Origin of the sequence: Candidatus Rhabdochlamydia oedothoracis (assembly GCF_019453995.1) — a bacterium.
Lineage (GTDB): Bacteria > Chlamydiota > Chlamydiia > Chlamydiales > Rhabdochlamydiaceae > Rhabdochlamydia > Rhabdochlamydia oedothoracis.
In genome coordinates, this window is the sequence record NZ_CP075587.1 from 1,332,979 (window position 1) to 1,346,800 (window position 13,822).

The 13,822-nt window shown below is 36.0% G+C and carries 15 protein-coding genes, 4 tRNA genes and 1 pseudogene; 6 read left to right on the plus strand and 14 right to left on the minus strand.

Annotated features, from left to right (window positions below; translation table 11 throughout):
- Positions 1-26 precede the first annotated feature (26 nt).
- The 8 genes and pseudogenes from RHABOEDO_RS11805 to RHABOEDO_RS07425 all read right to left on the minus strand — a co-directional run.
- Positions 27-611 (minus strand): annotated as a pseudogene (locus tag RHABOEDO_RS11805) (transposase); the annotation flags it as partial.
- A gap of 449 nt (positions 612-1,060) precedes the next feature.
- Complete coding sequence (locus tag RHABOEDO_RS07395) at positions 1,061-1,594, minus strand: IS30 family transposase (protein WP_220017857.1); 534 nt, start codon at positions 1,592-1,594, stop codon at positions 1,061-1,063.
- Complete coding sequence (locus RHABOEDO_RS07400; protein WP_220017502.1) at positions 1,595-2,629, minus strand: IS630 family transposase; 1,035 nt, start codon at positions 2,627-2,629, stop codon at positions 1,595-1,597.
- 55 nt (positions 2,630-2,684) lie between these two features.
- On the minus strand, positions 2,685-3,182 hold the full coding sequence (locus tag RHABOEDO_RS07405) for an IS30 family transposase (protein WP_220017503.1): 498 nt from the start codon (positions 3,180-3,182) through the stop codon (positions 2,685-2,687).
- Between the two features lie 433 nt (positions 3,183-3,615).
- Entirely contained in the window at positions 3,616-4,128 is a 513-nt protein-coding gene (locus tag RHABOEDO_RS07410) for a hypothetical protein (RefSeq protein WP_215216848.1), read from the minus strand.
- A gap of 444 nt (positions 4,129-4,572) precedes the next feature.
- A tRNA-Tyr gene (locus RHABOEDO_RS07415) sits at positions 4,573-4,655 on the minus strand.
- A gap of 9 nt (positions 4,656-4,664) precedes the next feature.
- Positions 4,665-4,736 (minus strand) — tRNA-Thr (locus RHABOEDO_RS07420).
- A 39-nt stretch (positions 4,737-4,775) separates the two neighbouring features.
- Positions 4,776-4,985, minus strand: a complete 210-nt coding sequence (locus RHABOEDO_RS07425; protein WP_215216847.1) for an SEC-C metal-binding domain-containing protein — start codon at positions 4,983-4,985, stop codon at positions 4,776-4,778.
- Between the two features lie 89 nt (positions 4,986-5,074).
- On the opposite strand from RHABOEDO_RS07425, the gene RHABOEDO_RS07430 reads away from it, so the two are divergent.
- From RHABOEDO_RS07430 to surE, 3 genes are read left to right on the plus strand one after another with little or no spacing between them, the layout of a single operon-like run.
- Positions 5,075-5,827 carry a tRNA 2-thiocytidine biosynthesis TtcA family protein gene (locus tag RHABOEDO_RS07430; protein WP_215216846.1) on the plus strand — a complete coding sequence of 251 codons (753 nt, stop codon included), beginning with the start codon at positions 5,075-5,077 and terminating at the stop codon, positions 5,825-5,827.
- Positions 5,828-5,842: 15 nt separating this feature from the next.
- Positions 5,843-7,282: a sodium/proline symporter gene (locus RHABOEDO_RS07435; protein ID WP_245397496.1), complete on the plus strand. Its 1,440-nt coding sequence runs from the start codon at positions 5,843-5,845 to the stop codon at positions 7,280-7,282.
- A complete protein-coding gene (surE, locus tag RHABOEDO_RS07440) occupies positions 7,283-8,080 on the plus strand; it encodes a 5'/3'-nucleotidase SurE (protein WP_245397497.1) in 798 nt (265 codons plus the stop codon).
- Here surE and RHABOEDO_RS07445 read toward each other — a convergent pair.
- A complete protein-coding gene (locus RHABOEDO_RS07445) occupies positions 8,067-8,465 on the minus strand; it encodes a hypothetical protein (RefSeq protein WP_215216845.1) in 399 nt (132 codons plus the stop codon). The two genes, surE and RHABOEDO_RS07445, sit on opposite strands and share 14 nt — an antisense overlap.
- A 176-nt stretch (positions 8,466-8,641) precedes the next feature.
- Here RHABOEDO_RS07445 and RHABOEDO_RS07450 point away from each other — a divergent pair.
- The 3 genes from RHABOEDO_RS07450 (at position 8,642) to RHABOEDO_RS07460 (ending at position 9,769) form a co-directional block, all read left to right on the plus strand.
- Positions 8,642-8,714, plus strand: a tRNA-Val gene (locus RHABOEDO_RS07450).
- A gap of 15 nt (positions 8,715-8,729) precedes the next feature.
- Positions 8,730-8,803: transfer RNA gene (locus tag RHABOEDO_RS07455), tRNA-Asp, on the plus strand.
- Between the two features lie 69 nt (positions 8,804-8,872).
- Positions 8,873-9,769, plus strand: coding sequence for a YitT family protein (locus tag RHABOEDO_RS07460; protein WP_215216844.1), 897 nt, complete (start codon positions 8,873-8,875; stop codon positions 9,767-9,769).
- Here RHABOEDO_RS07460 and rfbA read toward each other — a convergent pair.
- From rfbA to RHABOEDO_RS07485, 5 genes are all read right to left on the minus strand, one after another.
- Complete coding sequence (gene rfbA, locus RHABOEDO_RS07465; protein WP_215216843.1) at positions 9,759-10,649, minus strand: glucose-1-phosphate thymidylyltransferase RfbA; 891 nt, start codon at positions 10,647-10,649, stop codon at positions 9,759-9,761. The genes RHABOEDO_RS07460 and rfbA overlap by 11 nt on opposite strands.
- 194 nt (positions 10,650-10,843) lie before the next feature.
- On the minus strand, positions 10,844-11,386 hold the full coding sequence (locus RHABOEDO_RS07470; protein ID WP_215216842.1) for a phosphoribosyltransferase: 543 nt from the start codon (positions 11,384-11,386) through the stop codon (positions 10,844-10,846).
- Positions 11,387-12,754 carry an acetyl-CoA carboxylase biotin carboxylase subunit gene (gene accC, locus RHABOEDO_RS07475; RefSeq protein ID WP_215216841.1) on the minus strand — a complete coding sequence of 456 codons (1,368 nt, stop codon included), beginning with the start codon at positions 12,752-12,754 and terminating at the stop codon, positions 11,387-11,389.
- Positions 12,755-12,781: 27 nt separating this feature from the next.
- Positions 12,782-13,249 carry an acetyl-CoA carboxylase biotin carboxyl carrier protein gene (gene accB, locus RHABOEDO_RS07480; RefSeq protein ID WP_215216840.1) on the minus strand — a complete coding sequence of 156 codons (468 nt, stop codon included), beginning with the start codon at positions 13,247-13,249 and terminating at the stop codon, positions 12,782-12,784.
- 12 nt (positions 13,250-13,261) lie between these two features.
- On the minus strand, positions 13,262-13,819 hold the full coding sequence (locus tag RHABOEDO_RS07485) for an elongation factor P (RefSeq protein WP_215216849.1): 558 nt from the start codon (positions 13,817-13,819) through the stop codon (positions 13,262-13,264).
- Positions 13,820-13,822 lie beyond the last annotated feature (3 nt).

The window sequence follows — 13,822 nt, forward strand, 5'->3', positions numbered from 1 at the left end:
GTATATCACGGCTTCTAAGAGCCTGTTTAAAATCTTTTCAAAAGTAGAACAATAAAAGCGAGAACCACCATATTCAGGCTTGTATGTAGTTTTCTTTCGCAATTTTTCCATAGCCTGCGACATTTTTCTATCCACGCAAAAGAACGCTCTACAACCCATCTTTTGGGAATAACTGTAAAAGTATGAAGTGTATTTCTTTTGGCTATTTCTACTATACATCCTAATATCTCCTGCACACTCTTTATATCCTCTATCTGCTAAAACATTTTTTACACCGAACAAATGGTTTTTATGTAGTGAAAATGCTTCTATAGTGGTTCCGATTCAATCGCATAGAAAAATATAGGATTAACGACAAGTTTCAAGTCGTTGACTTGAACCCCATTAAGCTAGCCGTTTGAATTGGCACTACTTTTGAATTGGCACTACTATATACACCCATTTCTGTCAGTGATATTAGCGGTGGTAATGTGAATCGCATGAGGAAGCCCTTGGCTATCGACTGCTATATGTCTTTTTATTCCTGATATTTTTTTCCCTGCATCATATCCTTTCTTCTCCGCTGTATCAGTATTTTTAACACTTTGAGCATCAATAATTACAAACCTTGTTTTCTCTTTCCGACCACTGTGCATGACCGATGCAAATAAAATAGCAGCATGGATGCTATTGCTTACGATAGTCGTTAATTGGACAATAGACTTCTTTCGAAATTAAATTTTTGAGAGTAGATTTCTTGCATAACCCCTTATTTTAAAGCTTTCATTTATAGATTCCTAATCTTAACAAAAGCATTTCCAGCTATATCGCTCAAACAATCATATCTCCTGGATTAAAATACTTTAAAATTTTAGATTGCTTATTGGTTATGCAAGAGATCTAATCAAGACAAGCTTAAATCTAAAAGAAAAAAATCAGGAAGCAACTCATGGACGCTTAAGGAAAAGTATTTTTAGGATTGGATTTGAAAAACTAAAGAGGTGTTTATCTCATCCTTTAGATAGGGCCCTTTCAACCTTGAAGTGCACAAAAAAGAACATATAAATACTTGAAAAAACATCTATTGTGCACCCGAGCATAGCATGTTTGTAGATAATCTCGTAAACACTTCTAGTGGAGTTTCGAAGTTGAGAGCCTTTCTAGGTCTGTTATTTAGTAAAGTTTCCACCCTTTCTATATCCTTGGAAGTCGTATCTAAAAAGCTTTGTGTTTTAGGAAAATATTGCCTAACTAGTCCGTTTGTATGCTCATTTAAGCCTCTTTCCCAAGAATGGTAGGGCGTTGCAAAGTAGAAGTCTGTCTCTAGCTCGAAACTAACCATTTGGTGATAGGCAAATTCTTTTCCGTTGTCTGCTGTTAATGTGTGTACAAAATCTTTGATAGGTTTAAGTTGTTCAATTAACGCTTGACTTACTTCCTCTGCAGTTTTATGAGAAACTTTGGCGAGCTTAGTTAGCTTGGAAGTTCTTTCTACCATTGATACAATTACGCCTTTATGTCCTGCCCCTATGACTGTATCTAGTTCCCAGTCTCCTAAACGAGTCTTTTTTTCTACAATACAAGGCCGTTGCTTAATATCTATACTAGTGCCGATTCAAACGGCTAGCTTAATGGGATTTAAGTCAACGACTTGAAACTTGTCGTTTATCCTACATTTCAAAATATCTGTTATTTTCGGTATCTCTTCTAAGAAGAATCCTCTAATTGCCTGAAAAAAAGTCACCGACGTTTCGTAATATCGATTGTATACCGTCTTTTCCTTTAAGATCTTCCACAAGCGTTCAATAGGATTCAAATTCGGCGAATAAGGAGGGAGATAGTGCACTTTAATCCTAGAAGACATCAGAAACTCTTCTAGTTTCTTATTTTTGTTTGATCTTGCATTATCCAAAATTACATGAATAATTCGAGCCTCTGTCTGTTTTTCTAGCTTCTTGAAAAAATCGAGCATTGCATCGGCATCAACTGTCTTATATTCCTCTGTAAAAATCTTCATTCCTGTCAGGCAAAGAGCTCCAGCAAAATGCAATCGCAATTGTTTCCCGGATGTCTGCAAAGTCTTTTGAACGCCTTTTTTGATCCATCCACATACGGCTTGGGACTGATGTTCAGGATGCACAGCATCTATGAAATAGATCTCTTCATCAGGGTTTAAGGTCTCCTTTAAAGCCCTATATTGTTCTATGAAAATTCGTTGTTTTTCAGGATCTAATTTCCCAGGAATCTTTTTAGGACGTTTATAAACAAATCCGTGCTGTATGAGCCAATCTGTCATGCCACTTCGGGAATATTTTATCCCATATTGCTCATGCACATAAGCTATGATCCCTTTGACTTTAAGATAGGTCTTTTCCTGTAGGTGTTTTAGTAGAGACTCTTTTTGGTCTTGTGAAAGTTTTGATTTGCTACCGCCTCGAGGGCTACTTCCAGTTTTATTTTCGGAATCATATTCTCTGAGGTATTTCTGAACAGTGATAGGGCTTATCCGGAGTGTTTTAGCAAGATTTTTTGTTGAGATACCCTCATCATAGCCCAAAATTACACAAAGCCTATTCCGTTCAGAATAGTCTTTTGGATGCTTTAACTTGTGTTCTAAGTCAGCTCTCTGGCTAGGGATCAGTTTTTTCATACTCAATAGCTTAACACAAAACAAAATATTTTTCTATACGATTGAATCGGAACCACTATATACGACCAGGCATGTTCCCTCTTCCAGAAGCTCCCTTTCTCTGCTTGTTATATTTTTTCCCTCGATGACGGAGCTCTCTATAAAGCTGTCCTCCCTGTCGTTTATCTTTCCAGATATGATTATAGATGGTCTCATGACTAACATGTTCTTTACCATGTCTTTTAAGCCATCCGGATATTTGTATAGGGCTCCATTGCAACTTGATTTTTTCTTCAATACGGGTAACTATTTGAGGAGTCATTTTTTTATTGGGCTGAGAATTTTTTCTAAGAAATGCTTTTTCTTGAGCTTGCTGATGACGGTATCCTCGTTGCCCTTTATTTCTCTTAAGTTCCCTACTAATAGTGCTATGATGAACTTTTAGAATGTTTGCTATTGAGCTAGATGTATCTCCTCTAGCTTTTAAAATATAAATCTGACATCTTTGGTCATAGGTTAGGTGATGGTAGCCTTTAGGCAAGGTCTCTCCTTGTGTTTGATTGTTAAAAATCACAATAGAGATTCTTTCATCGCCTGCCTATTCTTTTTTTAATTCTTCTGTGCACTTCAAACTTGAAAAGACTTAGATTAAAAGAGCTTTTGGAATAAGAGATCACCAATATGGTTAGTTTCGAGCTAGAGACAGACTTCTACTTTGCAACGCCCTATACCATTCTTGGGAAAGAGGCTTAAATGAGCATACAAACGAACTAGTTAGGCAATATTTTCCTAAAACACAAAGCTTTTTAAATACTACTTCCAAGGATATAGAAAGAGTGGAAACTTATACTAAATAACAGACCTAGAAAGGCTCTCAACTTCGAAACTCCAATAGAAGTATTTAGGAGATTATCTACAAACATGCTATGCTCGGGTGCACAATAGATGTTTTTTCAAGTATTTATATGTTCTTTTTTGTGCACTTCGAGTTTGAAAGGGCCAATCGCTCATGATGAGTTTGCAGAAGCGGGTCTTTTCAAGATATTTTCTTGCCTAATGGTTTTTATATCGCATATTATAACAGAAAGATCGTTTTGTATTTCTTTTAAAACAGTTAATAAGTCTTGCAGTCTATCTTGTATGCGTTCATAGCTTTTAGCTTCAAAGTTCACTAAAGCAGCAAAAGCGTTTTGCTCCGTATAGAGATTAAAAATCTGAAATGGCCATTCATAATCCCCTGTACGCTGTATACATACAGGATCGCCAATAAGCCAACTGGCTGCAGGATTGCCATATTTATCTACCCCAAACCCAAACCAACCCGATGTGTGAATCAGAACCTTATTTAATATAAAATGACTATTGTCGTTTAAACAAACATAATACTGATCATCTAGACAAAAACTGTTTTTTACAGTTAAAGAAGCCTCAGTTGGTTCTGCTTGAACTTTTACAAGAAGAAAAGATAGCATACTGAAAAAAACAACTCCTAATAAAATCAATCTTCCTAGTGTATTCATAAAATTGCACTTCCATTTTGCTTAAAGAGAGAAAGATTAAAGGTTGTATTAGAAAAATTCAAGATTTTAATAGAATAAAAGCTTGCTAAATATCTCTTTACAGGACAATTTTTTAGGAGCAGATAAAAAGAATAGCCCGCAAAAAAGCAATCTAAGAGGTATTATGAAACATAATACAGAGACCATTTAGTCAAAAATTGCTTTTAATGGTCGGTCACCTGTCGGAATAGGAGAAAAAGATTTGGATTACGCTTCAGTCTTTTGGTAGGATTGTACAACTATGAACTTAAAATTTAGGTTTCAAAAGAACTCTAGTGCAGAAAGTAAGAACAGTTGTCTTTGGGATTCTGCTCAAAGAGCGACAGCCACGTCAAAGCATGCTAAATTATATCGAGAGAATAAACAAAGATGATTTCATTGGAAATTAAAGAAGCGCTCAAGAAATGGGGGCAGTTGGACTCGAACCAACGTAAGTCAAAGACTGAGAGATTTACAGTCTCTTGCAATTGCCGCTATGCGATACCCCCCTAAAACAATGCTGGAGAAAGGACTCGAACCCTCAACCGTCCGCTTACAAGGCGGATGCTCTACCGTTGAGCTACTCCAGCAATTAGATGAAGGATTTATAGCAAAGAGCTGTTTTACCCTCAAGAATTATCTGATTTTTTATTTTCAGAAGGCATAACATTTCTAGCTCTTTGAAAAAAAGCGGAAACTTTCCCAGATGATGTTGGGGGTTGTTTCAGAGAAACCCGCTCTGGATTTAATGATTTGGTTTCTGCTTTGCTTTCACAACATTTTTTAAATTTTTTTCCTGAGCCACAAGGGCAGGGATCATTTCGGCCTGTCTTATTCATGTTTACCTCAAAAACAGGTACTAGCATATCCTAAGTCGCATAAAAAGGGCAATCGTGAAATAATGGTTTCCAAAAAAGGACTGTAAAAAATGACAAACTTACCTATTCCATTAGCTACTCCTCCTTGGACTGGTTTAGGGCATAAGCTAGAAAGCTTGTGTCGCAAGGCTTTATACGAATATCAACTATTAGAAGGGATTGATAAATTGGCAATCGCTTTAAGCGGAGGCAAAGATAGCCTAAGTTTATTATTTTTACTCAAAGCAATTTTAGGAAGAGGATTTCCTTCTGTCCAACTACATGCTATTCATATTGGTGGGGATTTTTCTTGTGGAGCTGGAATGAGCAACTCTTTTTTAAAAGGAATTTGTGAAAAGTTAGATGTTCCTCTTACCATTGTGAATGTAAATCAGGATCTAAATACATTGCAATGCTATTCCTGCTCGCGCAATAGAAGAAAAATTCTTTTTGAAACAGCAAAAAGCGTCCAAGCAACGACTATTGCTTTTGGTCATCATCGCGATGATAGTGTAGAAACGCTTTTTATGAATCTTATGCATAAAGCAGAATTTGCTGCCATGTTACCTAAAGTTCCTATGCATGATTACGGTATTACTATTATTCGACCTTTAATTTACGTGCCTGAAGAGAACTTAGTACAGTTTGCTAAATTTTATGAATTTTCCAGAGTTGTTTGTCAATGTCCAGTAGGTCAAAAATCTATGCGCAAAACAGTGAAAAGCATCTTAAAAGACCTACAGGAGAAATTTCCTAATGCGATTGATAATTTAGCAACAGTCTCCCGTATTTCCGGTTCTCAAAAAGCTTTAAAAAAACCTTAACTTCTGCTTTAATCTATGGCTATGTATATATCTGAATTATACGCTGTTATTTGTTATTTTGTTTTACTAACTTGTATTGCCATCTACTCCTATAAACGCCATCTAACCGCCACAGATTTTATCATCGGCAGTAGGTCTTTAAATTACTGGCTAACTGCACTAGCAGCTCATGCTAGCGATATGAGCAGCTGGCTGTTTATGGGCTATCCAGCAACTATTTTTGCAGCTGGTTTATTTAATGCTTGGGCAGCTATTGGTTTGATGCTATTTATGTTTTTAAATTGGCAATTGATTGCACCTAAATTACGAACAGCAACTGAAGAGTACAATAGTCTAACCTTATCTTCTTTTTTTGAAAGCAAATTAGCTGACACCTATGGACTTATCCGCGTATTTACCGCTACTATGTCGATTGTTTTTTATACTATTTACATCTCAGCTGGGCTAGTCGGGCTTGGTATTCTCTTAGAGGTTCTCTTTCAAATTCCTTATTCTTGGGGGATTTGTATTGGAATTTGTATTGTCATTCCTTATGTATTTATAGGAGGTTATTTAACGCTTGCTTGGATTGATTTATTTCAAGGGATTTTTCTCATGATAGTGATTATAGCCACCCCCCTTTTTTTACTGAACAAGCTAGGTGGATGGGATCGTCTTCTTGAAGTTATGCATGCAAAAAATTTACCTTTATCTCTAATCCCCGACTTCTCTTTCCACTCTATTTTAGAGGTTATCTATATGGTATTTGGATGGGGATTGGGTTATTTCGGCCAGCCTCATATCATCACTAAATTCATGGGAATTAGAGATGTAAAAGAAATGAAAAAATCTCAATATATTGGCATGAGTTGGATGGTTCTTTCTATTAGCGCCTCTACTTTAGTTGGCCTAGTTGGTATTTTGTATTTCCAACAAGGTTTAGAAGATTCTCAACAACTTTTTGTCTTAATGGTAAGAGATTCTGTTGCTCCTTTTCTTGTAGGCTTTATTTTATGCGGTGTATTAGCTGCTACAATTAACGCAATGAGCGCCCAGTTATTAGTTCTTTCTTCTAATATTTCAGAAGATTTTTATAAACGCTTAATCCGTAAAACAGCCTCATCCAAAGAGAGATTGATAGTTGCACGAATAGGAATTCTTATGGTCGCATTCCTTGCTTTTTTTATTGCTTATGCAAAAAATAGTACTATCTATTCACTTGTAATGTATGCGTGGTCTGGTTTAGGCTGTTCCTTTGGACCTTTAATTCTATTATGTTTATACTGGAAAAGAGTAAATAAATATGGAGCTTGGGCAGGAATTTTAACTGGTGGCATTACAGCAGCGATTTGGCCTTATTTCAACGCTAAAATACCATCCATGATCCCCGGTTTTTTTGTGGGATTAATTGCTATTTATGCAGTCTCTAAATTAGCTGAAAATAAAATTCCTCCATCAACCCTACAGGAGATATAAATGCAAAAAAAACCTTACATTCTAATCACAAATGATGATGGGATTGAAGCCCCAGGACTTTTTGCCTTATATCAAGCTGTTTGCAGTTTTGCAGAAGTTGTTATCATAGCCCCTGCGTCAGAACAATCTGGCGTAGGAGCTGGTATCTCTTTAAGAAACCCTTTACAAATTCAATCCGTTCTTTGGCCAAACAACCCGGCTGCATGGAAAGTAACGGGCACTCCTGCGGATTGTGTGCGTTTAGGACTACACGCTATTTTAGATCAAACACCTGATCTCATTCTATCTGGAATCAATCGAGGCTCTAATGCAGGAAGAACTGTTCTCTATAGCGGTACAGTTGGTGCTGTTATTGAAGGGACGATGAAAAATGTCCCTGGAATTGCTTTTTCCTCCGTCAATTATAAAAATCCCAATTACGAACAGTTTAAAGAATTTGTGCAGCCTATTGCTTTACAATGCTTAGCCCAACCGCTGCCTAAAGGAACTTTACTGAATGTAAATTTTCCAAATGCAGAAAAAATTCAAGGTATAAAATTAGCTCATCAAGGAATGGGTTATTGGATGGAAGCTCCAGAACAAAGACTCCACCCGGAAGGGCATGAATATTACTGGTTAGGAGGCAAATGGAGCACACATGAAGAAGAGGAAGGAAGCGATGTGTATTTACTAGAAAAAGGATATGTCACAGCTGTTCCTATTCATGTAAATCACTTAACAGATAAAGCATTATTGTTAGAAAGAAAACAACCTTTTGAGCATTTTGTGAATTCTAAATCAACTCTCACCGAGCTTTAACTTGTTTTTTTGCAATTTGTCTTTCCAATGTACCTAAACGCAGAAATGCCTGCTTCTGCGCTCTTTCTACAATTTCTCTTCCACCTTCTATTTCATAAAGTCTTTTTAATTCCTCTTTTAAAGCGATACTATAAAAAGAAGGGTAAAATTCTTTGGATTCTAAACTATTTTGCTGAAATTTACGAGCCGCTATCATTAAATCAACTAAATCTTCAAAATGTTGCCTTAAAATAGGTTGAGCTTGCAACAATTGCTGACGATCCTGAATACATTTCAGTGTATTAAGCATTTTTCGAAAATGCGCATCCCCTTCAAGTTGAAAATCTTCATAGGAACTAGGATTACATCCCAACAAGACAAGAAAGATGATAAATAATTTTTTCATATACAACTCTTAAATTCTCATAAAAGTGTTACGCCATACTAAAATTGATCTATGAATTTGTCAATATACGTTGAATGTAAAACGAATCTCTCGAAATCGCAAATGCTTTAGGTTTTTTATTTGAAATTTCTTGCAAAAAAACCCTTATGTGTTTAAACTACGTACTTTACTGTTTGGGGCGCATAGCTCAGTTGGTAGAGCTCCTGTCTTACACACAGGCGGTCATAGGTTCGAGTCCTGTTGCGCCCAAAACCTACCGCGTTTGCGGGAGTAGCTCAACTGGTTAGAGCGCCGCCCTGTCACGGCGGAGGTTGCGGGTTCAAGTCCCGTCTCTCGCGTTTGTAAAATACTAGTGGTTATAAATCTTGCTTAAATCGTATTTTAAAGCAAAAAATTCTGTAGACACCATGAGCAAATCTTCTTTTAAAATTACCAAGCATCACATACTCAGCTTTCTTTGGATAGCCGTAGGGGCGTTTTTAGCTGCGGTTTCCGTAAGAATATTTCTGATTCCTAATCAGTTAATCGATGGTGGAATTGTAGGTATTGCTCTAATCTTTGGCCGTTTATATGGAGATGGTTACCTATCTTTCATTTTAATTGCTCTAAACCTGCCTTTTATCTATCTCGCTTATAAATACATTCGCAGATCTTTTGTAATACACATGCTAGTTGCGGTATTACTATTTGCAGGCTTTTTAAGTATTTTACGCCAATCCCCTGCTTTTATAGCGGACTCTTTAGAAATTATTGTATTTGGTGGTGCTATTTTAGGGGTTGGAGTTGGACTTATTATTCGCCATGGAGGATGCCTAGATGGTACGGAAATTCTAGCGATTATTATTAATCGTAAGAAAGGATTTACAGTGGGACAGGTTGTTCTATTTGTAAACGTGTTTATCTTCGCCGCTTATGGATTGATTTTTAAAGATTGGCACATTGCTTTGCAATCTTTAATGACGTATATTGTTGCTTTCAAAATGATGGACCTAGTGATTGTAGGTCTTGATGAGATAAAATCTGTGCTTATTATGTCATCAAAATCTAAAGAACTTTCCCATGCAATCATTAATGAGTTAGGCCTTGGTCTAACAATTATGCATGGCAAAGGGGGTTTTTCAGGGGATGCTAAAGAGATTATTTTTGTCATAGTTGAGCGTTTAGATCTTGCTGAATTAAAAGAAATTGTCCTAAGAGAAGATCCTAGTGCTTTTATGGCCATTGAAGATTTACATGAAGTTGTATACGGGAAAAAAACCAATGCTCCTTATAAAAAGCGCTCTCGTTTTAAATCTATATCCTAGCTAATTTTATACCCTCTTTCTGTACAAGCTTATCTAAATACCTGCCATAATCGGTATCTGCATAAAGAGCTGCTACTTTTTGTAATTGATCTAGATCAATAAAACCCATCTGATAGGCAATCTCTTCTAGACAAGCAATATAAATCCCCTGTCTTTCCTGGATTGTTTTTACATATAAAGAAGCTTGTTGAAGCGCATCATGGGTCCCAGTATCTAACCATGCAAAACCACGTTCGAATAATTTGACCTGTAGTTGTTTTTTTCTTAAGTAAAACTTATTTAGATCGGTAATTTCATATTCCCCTCTTTTAGATGGCTTTAACTGTTTAGCGATAGATACTACTTGATGATCATAATAATAAAGACCTGTAACTGCAAAATTAGACTTAGAATGAAGAGGTTTTTCCACAATATCAACTACTTCTTGGTTTGTATCAAATTCTAATACTCCATAGCGATGAGGATCTTTTACTTCGTAGCCAAAAATAGTAGCGCCTTCTATAAAAGAGGAAGATTCTTTTAGTAATTGAAAGAGCTGATGTCCATAAAAAATGTTATCTCCTAAGATTAATGCTACATTCTCTTGATTAATAAAAGACTCTCCTATTAAAAAAGATTGAGCAATCCCCTCTGGTTTTTCTTGCAGTGCATAAGAAATAGAAATCCCTAAATCTGAACCATCTTTAAAAAGCTGTTGAAAACGTGGCGTATCTTCTAATGTGGAAATAATTAAAACCTCTCTAATACCAGCTAGCATGAGAATAGCTAAAGGGTAATAGATCATCGGCTTATCAAATACAGGTAAAAGCTGCTTACATACACCAATTGTAATAGGATAGAGTCTAGTACCTTTACCTCCTGCAAGAATAATCCCTTTCACGTAGATTTCCTTTTTTAATTTGAAATTGTTTGTAAATCTTTTAAAAGATAAACATCTTTTAACCCTCGATAGTGTTCTTTGTAATCAAATCCACAATAAATCCATCTCCTATAAATTTGGTATCACAGTTATAAAATAAATATATTTTTATAATCAAGTTAATAAGCAATTTACTAGGAAATATTTAAGGGTTTTTATTGAAGCCTTGAAACTGTCTCTTTAAAAAGATAAATTCCTTTCAATCCACGATAATATTCTTTGTAATCTAAGCCATAACCCACTACAAATCGATTTTCTACAGAAAATAATAGGTAATCAGGGCGATACTCCAAATCAGAGACATTTTTAGAAAGTAGAACTAAGGATTTTAAAGATTTGGGCTTTTTTTCAGCAAGCGCTTGATATACCTGAAAAAGCGTATTGCCAGAATCAAAAATATCATCGACAAGAAGCACATTCTTGGCTAATAGATCAAGAGCTTCTAGTCCTTTTATTTGCAAATTTCCTCTGGTTTTTCCATGGTAACTGCTAGCTTGAATGCTTTCCACTACACAGGGTAAAGAAATAGCCCTGATTAAATCAGCAACCAAACAAATAGCACCTTTCATGATCATAACAATCACAATTTCTTGATCCTTGTAATCAGCTTCTAATTGAACCGCTATTTTAGCAATCTTATCCTGAATTTCATCCATGGAGATAAGTAGATCTAATTCTAAGGTGGAATGTATAGACATCTATTCTTTGGGTTTAGTGAAATTACATCCTTCTGTAATTAGCAGATCGATATAATTGATAAAATACTCATTATTTAAAAAACACTTATCTTCTAACATGAACAAGTGGAAAGCAATTGTAGAATCTATCCCGCCAATATGAAACTCTTTTAAAGCTCTTTTAGCAACTGCAATGGCTTCATTGCGATCTTTCCCTTTTACGATCAATTTAGCAATCATTGAATCGTAATAGGACGAGATTCGATAACCAGAATAACAAGCGCTATCTATACGCACATGAGGACCTACAGGAGGAATATAATATTCCAATACTCCAGGGCAAGGTGTGAAATGATTTGCGGGGTTCTCTGCATTAATTCGACATTGAATGACATGTCCATCAAAACAAATATCCTTTTGCTTGATTTTCAATTTTTCACCCATTGCTACTTTAATCTGCTCTTTGACTAAGTCGATACCTGTTAATTCTTCTGTAATGGTATGCTCTACTTGAATGCGAGTATTTACTTCCATAAAGTAGAAATTTTTATTCTCATCTAATAAAAACTCCACTGTTCCCACGGAATAATAACGAGCAGATTCAACAATTTCAATAGCGGCTTCTCCCATTTTTTTACGCAAAGAAGGATTTAATAAAGGAGAAGGGGCTTCTTCAATTAATTTTTGCCTTCTTCTCTGAACAGTGCAGTCTCTTTCTCCTAAATGTACATAATTTCCATATTTATCCCCTAAGACCTGTATCTCAATATGGCGAGGATTTACAATCATTTTTTCTAGATAGACATCTGCATTATTAAAGATGGTTTCAGCTTCTGTTTTTGCAGCAGAGAACTGTCTTACAAATTCTTCAACTGTATGAGCTATACGAATCCCCTTACCACCGCCGCCAGCAGATGCTTTAATAAAAATAGGAAACCCTATTTGCTTAGCTTCTTTTAATGCCTCTTTTACGTCTGAAATCACACTTCTTGAGCCTGGTATCACAGGACACTTAACGCTTTTTGCAGTGGCTTTTGCCTCAGCTTTATCCCCTAAAAGAGCAATTGTTTGAGCAGAAGGCCCGATAAAATTCACTCCACAGCTTTCACAAATAGAGGCAAAATTCGCATTTTCACTTAAGAAACCATATCCTGGATGAATAGCATCTGCTCCTGTTACTTCACATGCAGATAAAATATTGGGTATTTTGAGATAAGATTTTAAAAGAGGAGGCTCTCCTATACAGATTGCTTCATCTGCATGTAGCACATGCAGGGCTTCTGCATCTGCTTGAGAATATACAGCAACTGTTTGTAGACCTAAGTCATGACATGCTTGAATAATTCGTACAGCAATTTCACCTCGATTAGCGATTAAGACTTTCTGCATTTTCCACACACTTAAAAAGAAAATTGATTATACAATGCGGAACATTTTGGTTCCAAATTCTACGGGATGTCCGTTTTCTACAAGAATTTCTGCAATCTTGCCGCTTCTTCCTGCTTTCACCTCATTCATAACCTTCATTGCTTCAATAATACAGAGAACTGTATCCTCTTTGACCATATCTCCTACTTTGACAAATGGCTCGTCGTCTGGTGAAGCAGAGTGATAAATCGTACCTACTAGAGGAGCTGTAATATGTTGCCCTGGTTTTTCTTCTTTTACAAGAGGAGAATGATTTTCTGATGAATGTATGGGAGGAGAATGGAAAAAAGTCTGCTCTTTATTTTGCTCTGTAGATGGGAAGCCAACAGACGATATATTGGAGCTAACTTGCGTTTCTAGCTGCAGCTCATCCCCTTCTTTTTTTTTAATGATCAGTTTCTGGATGCCTGTTTTTCGCATAGCAGTCATCAAATCTTTAATTTCCTTAAGATCCACTCTTATGCCTCCTTAAACTCTCTGAATGTATTCATTTGTTTGTGTATCTATCTTTATAATATCTCCAGATTCGATAAAAACAGGCACTTCAATTTTAGCCCCGGTTTCTAATAAAGCTATTTTTGTAGAATTAGTCATTTTTAATGCCGATTCCATTTCTTCTGTTTTAAGCACAACAAGTTCTAAGAACTGAGGCAATTCAATAGAAAAAGCAGTATCGCCATAGAATACAGCTTTTAAAGAGGTGCTTTCTTTTAAATAATTTACTTTATCACCAATAATCTGAGAGGGAACTAAAACCTGTTCTAAATTTCCTATATCAAGGAACAAATAATTTTCTTTTTCCAGATATAGGTATTCTAGGGATCGCTCAAGGGGAGCAGCATCTGCTACAACTTGATTGAGTTTAAAATTTTTCTCCGACATCTCTTCTGTCAAAAGATCTTTTAGTATTGTTTTCATAAAAGGATTATCTTTAGCAACGGTTACCTTAACACAGGACTCTACTTTATACATTTTACCATCAATAAAGAGAATCATCCCGGGAGAAATTTGATTGCCTGTTATCATATT

What these genes read in the sequence shown, in the direction of transcription:
- RHABOEDO_RS07460 (WP_215216844.1), top strand. Translation starts at nt 8,873, where the DNA reads ATGAGCAAATCTTCTTTTAAAATTACCAAGCATCACATACTCAGCTTT.
- RHABOEDO_RS07470 (WP_215216842.1), bottom strand. Translation starts at nt 11,386, where the DNA reads ATGTCTATACATTCCACCTTAGAATTAGATCTACTTATCTCCATGGAT.
- RHABOEDO_RS07410 (WP_215216848.1), bottom strand. Translation starts at nt 4,128, where the DNA reads ATGAATACACTAGGAAGATTGATTTTATTAGGAGTTGTTTTTTTCAGT.
- accC (WP_215216841.1), bottom strand. Translation starts at nt 12,754, where the DNA reads ATGCAGAAAGTCTTAATCGCTAATCGAGGTGAAATTGCTGTACGAATT.
- RHABOEDO_RS07435 (WP_245397496.1), top strand. Translation starts at nt 5,843, where the DNA reads ATGGCTATGTATATATCTGAATTATACGCTGTTATTTGTTATTTTGTT.
- RHABOEDO_RS07400 (WP_220017502.1), bottom strand. Translation starts at nt 2,629, where the DNA reads ATGAAAAAACTGATCCCTAGCCAGAGAGCTGACTTAGAACACAAGTTA.
- RHABOEDO_RS07485 (WP_215216849.1), bottom strand. Translation starts at nt 13,819, where the DNA reads ATGATAACAGGCAATCAAATTTCTCCCGGGATGATTCTCTTTATTGAT.
- RHABOEDO_RS07445 (WP_215216845.1), bottom strand. Translation starts at nt 8,465, where the DNA reads ATGAAAAAATTATTTATCATCTTTCTTGTCTTGTTGGGATGTAATCCT.
- RHABOEDO_RS07425 (WP_215216847.1), bottom strand. Translation starts at nt 4,985, where the DNA reads ATGAATAAGACAGGCCGAAATGATCCCTGCCCTTGTGGCTCAGGAAAA.
- surE (WP_245397497.1), top strand. Translation starts at nt 7,283, where the DNA reads ATGCAAAAAAAACCTTACATTCTAATCACAAATGATGATGGGATTGAA.
- RHABOEDO_RS07430 (WP_215216846.1), top strand. Translation starts at nt 5,075, where the DNA reads ATGACAAACTTACCTATTCCATTAGCTACTCCTCCTTGGACTGGTTTA.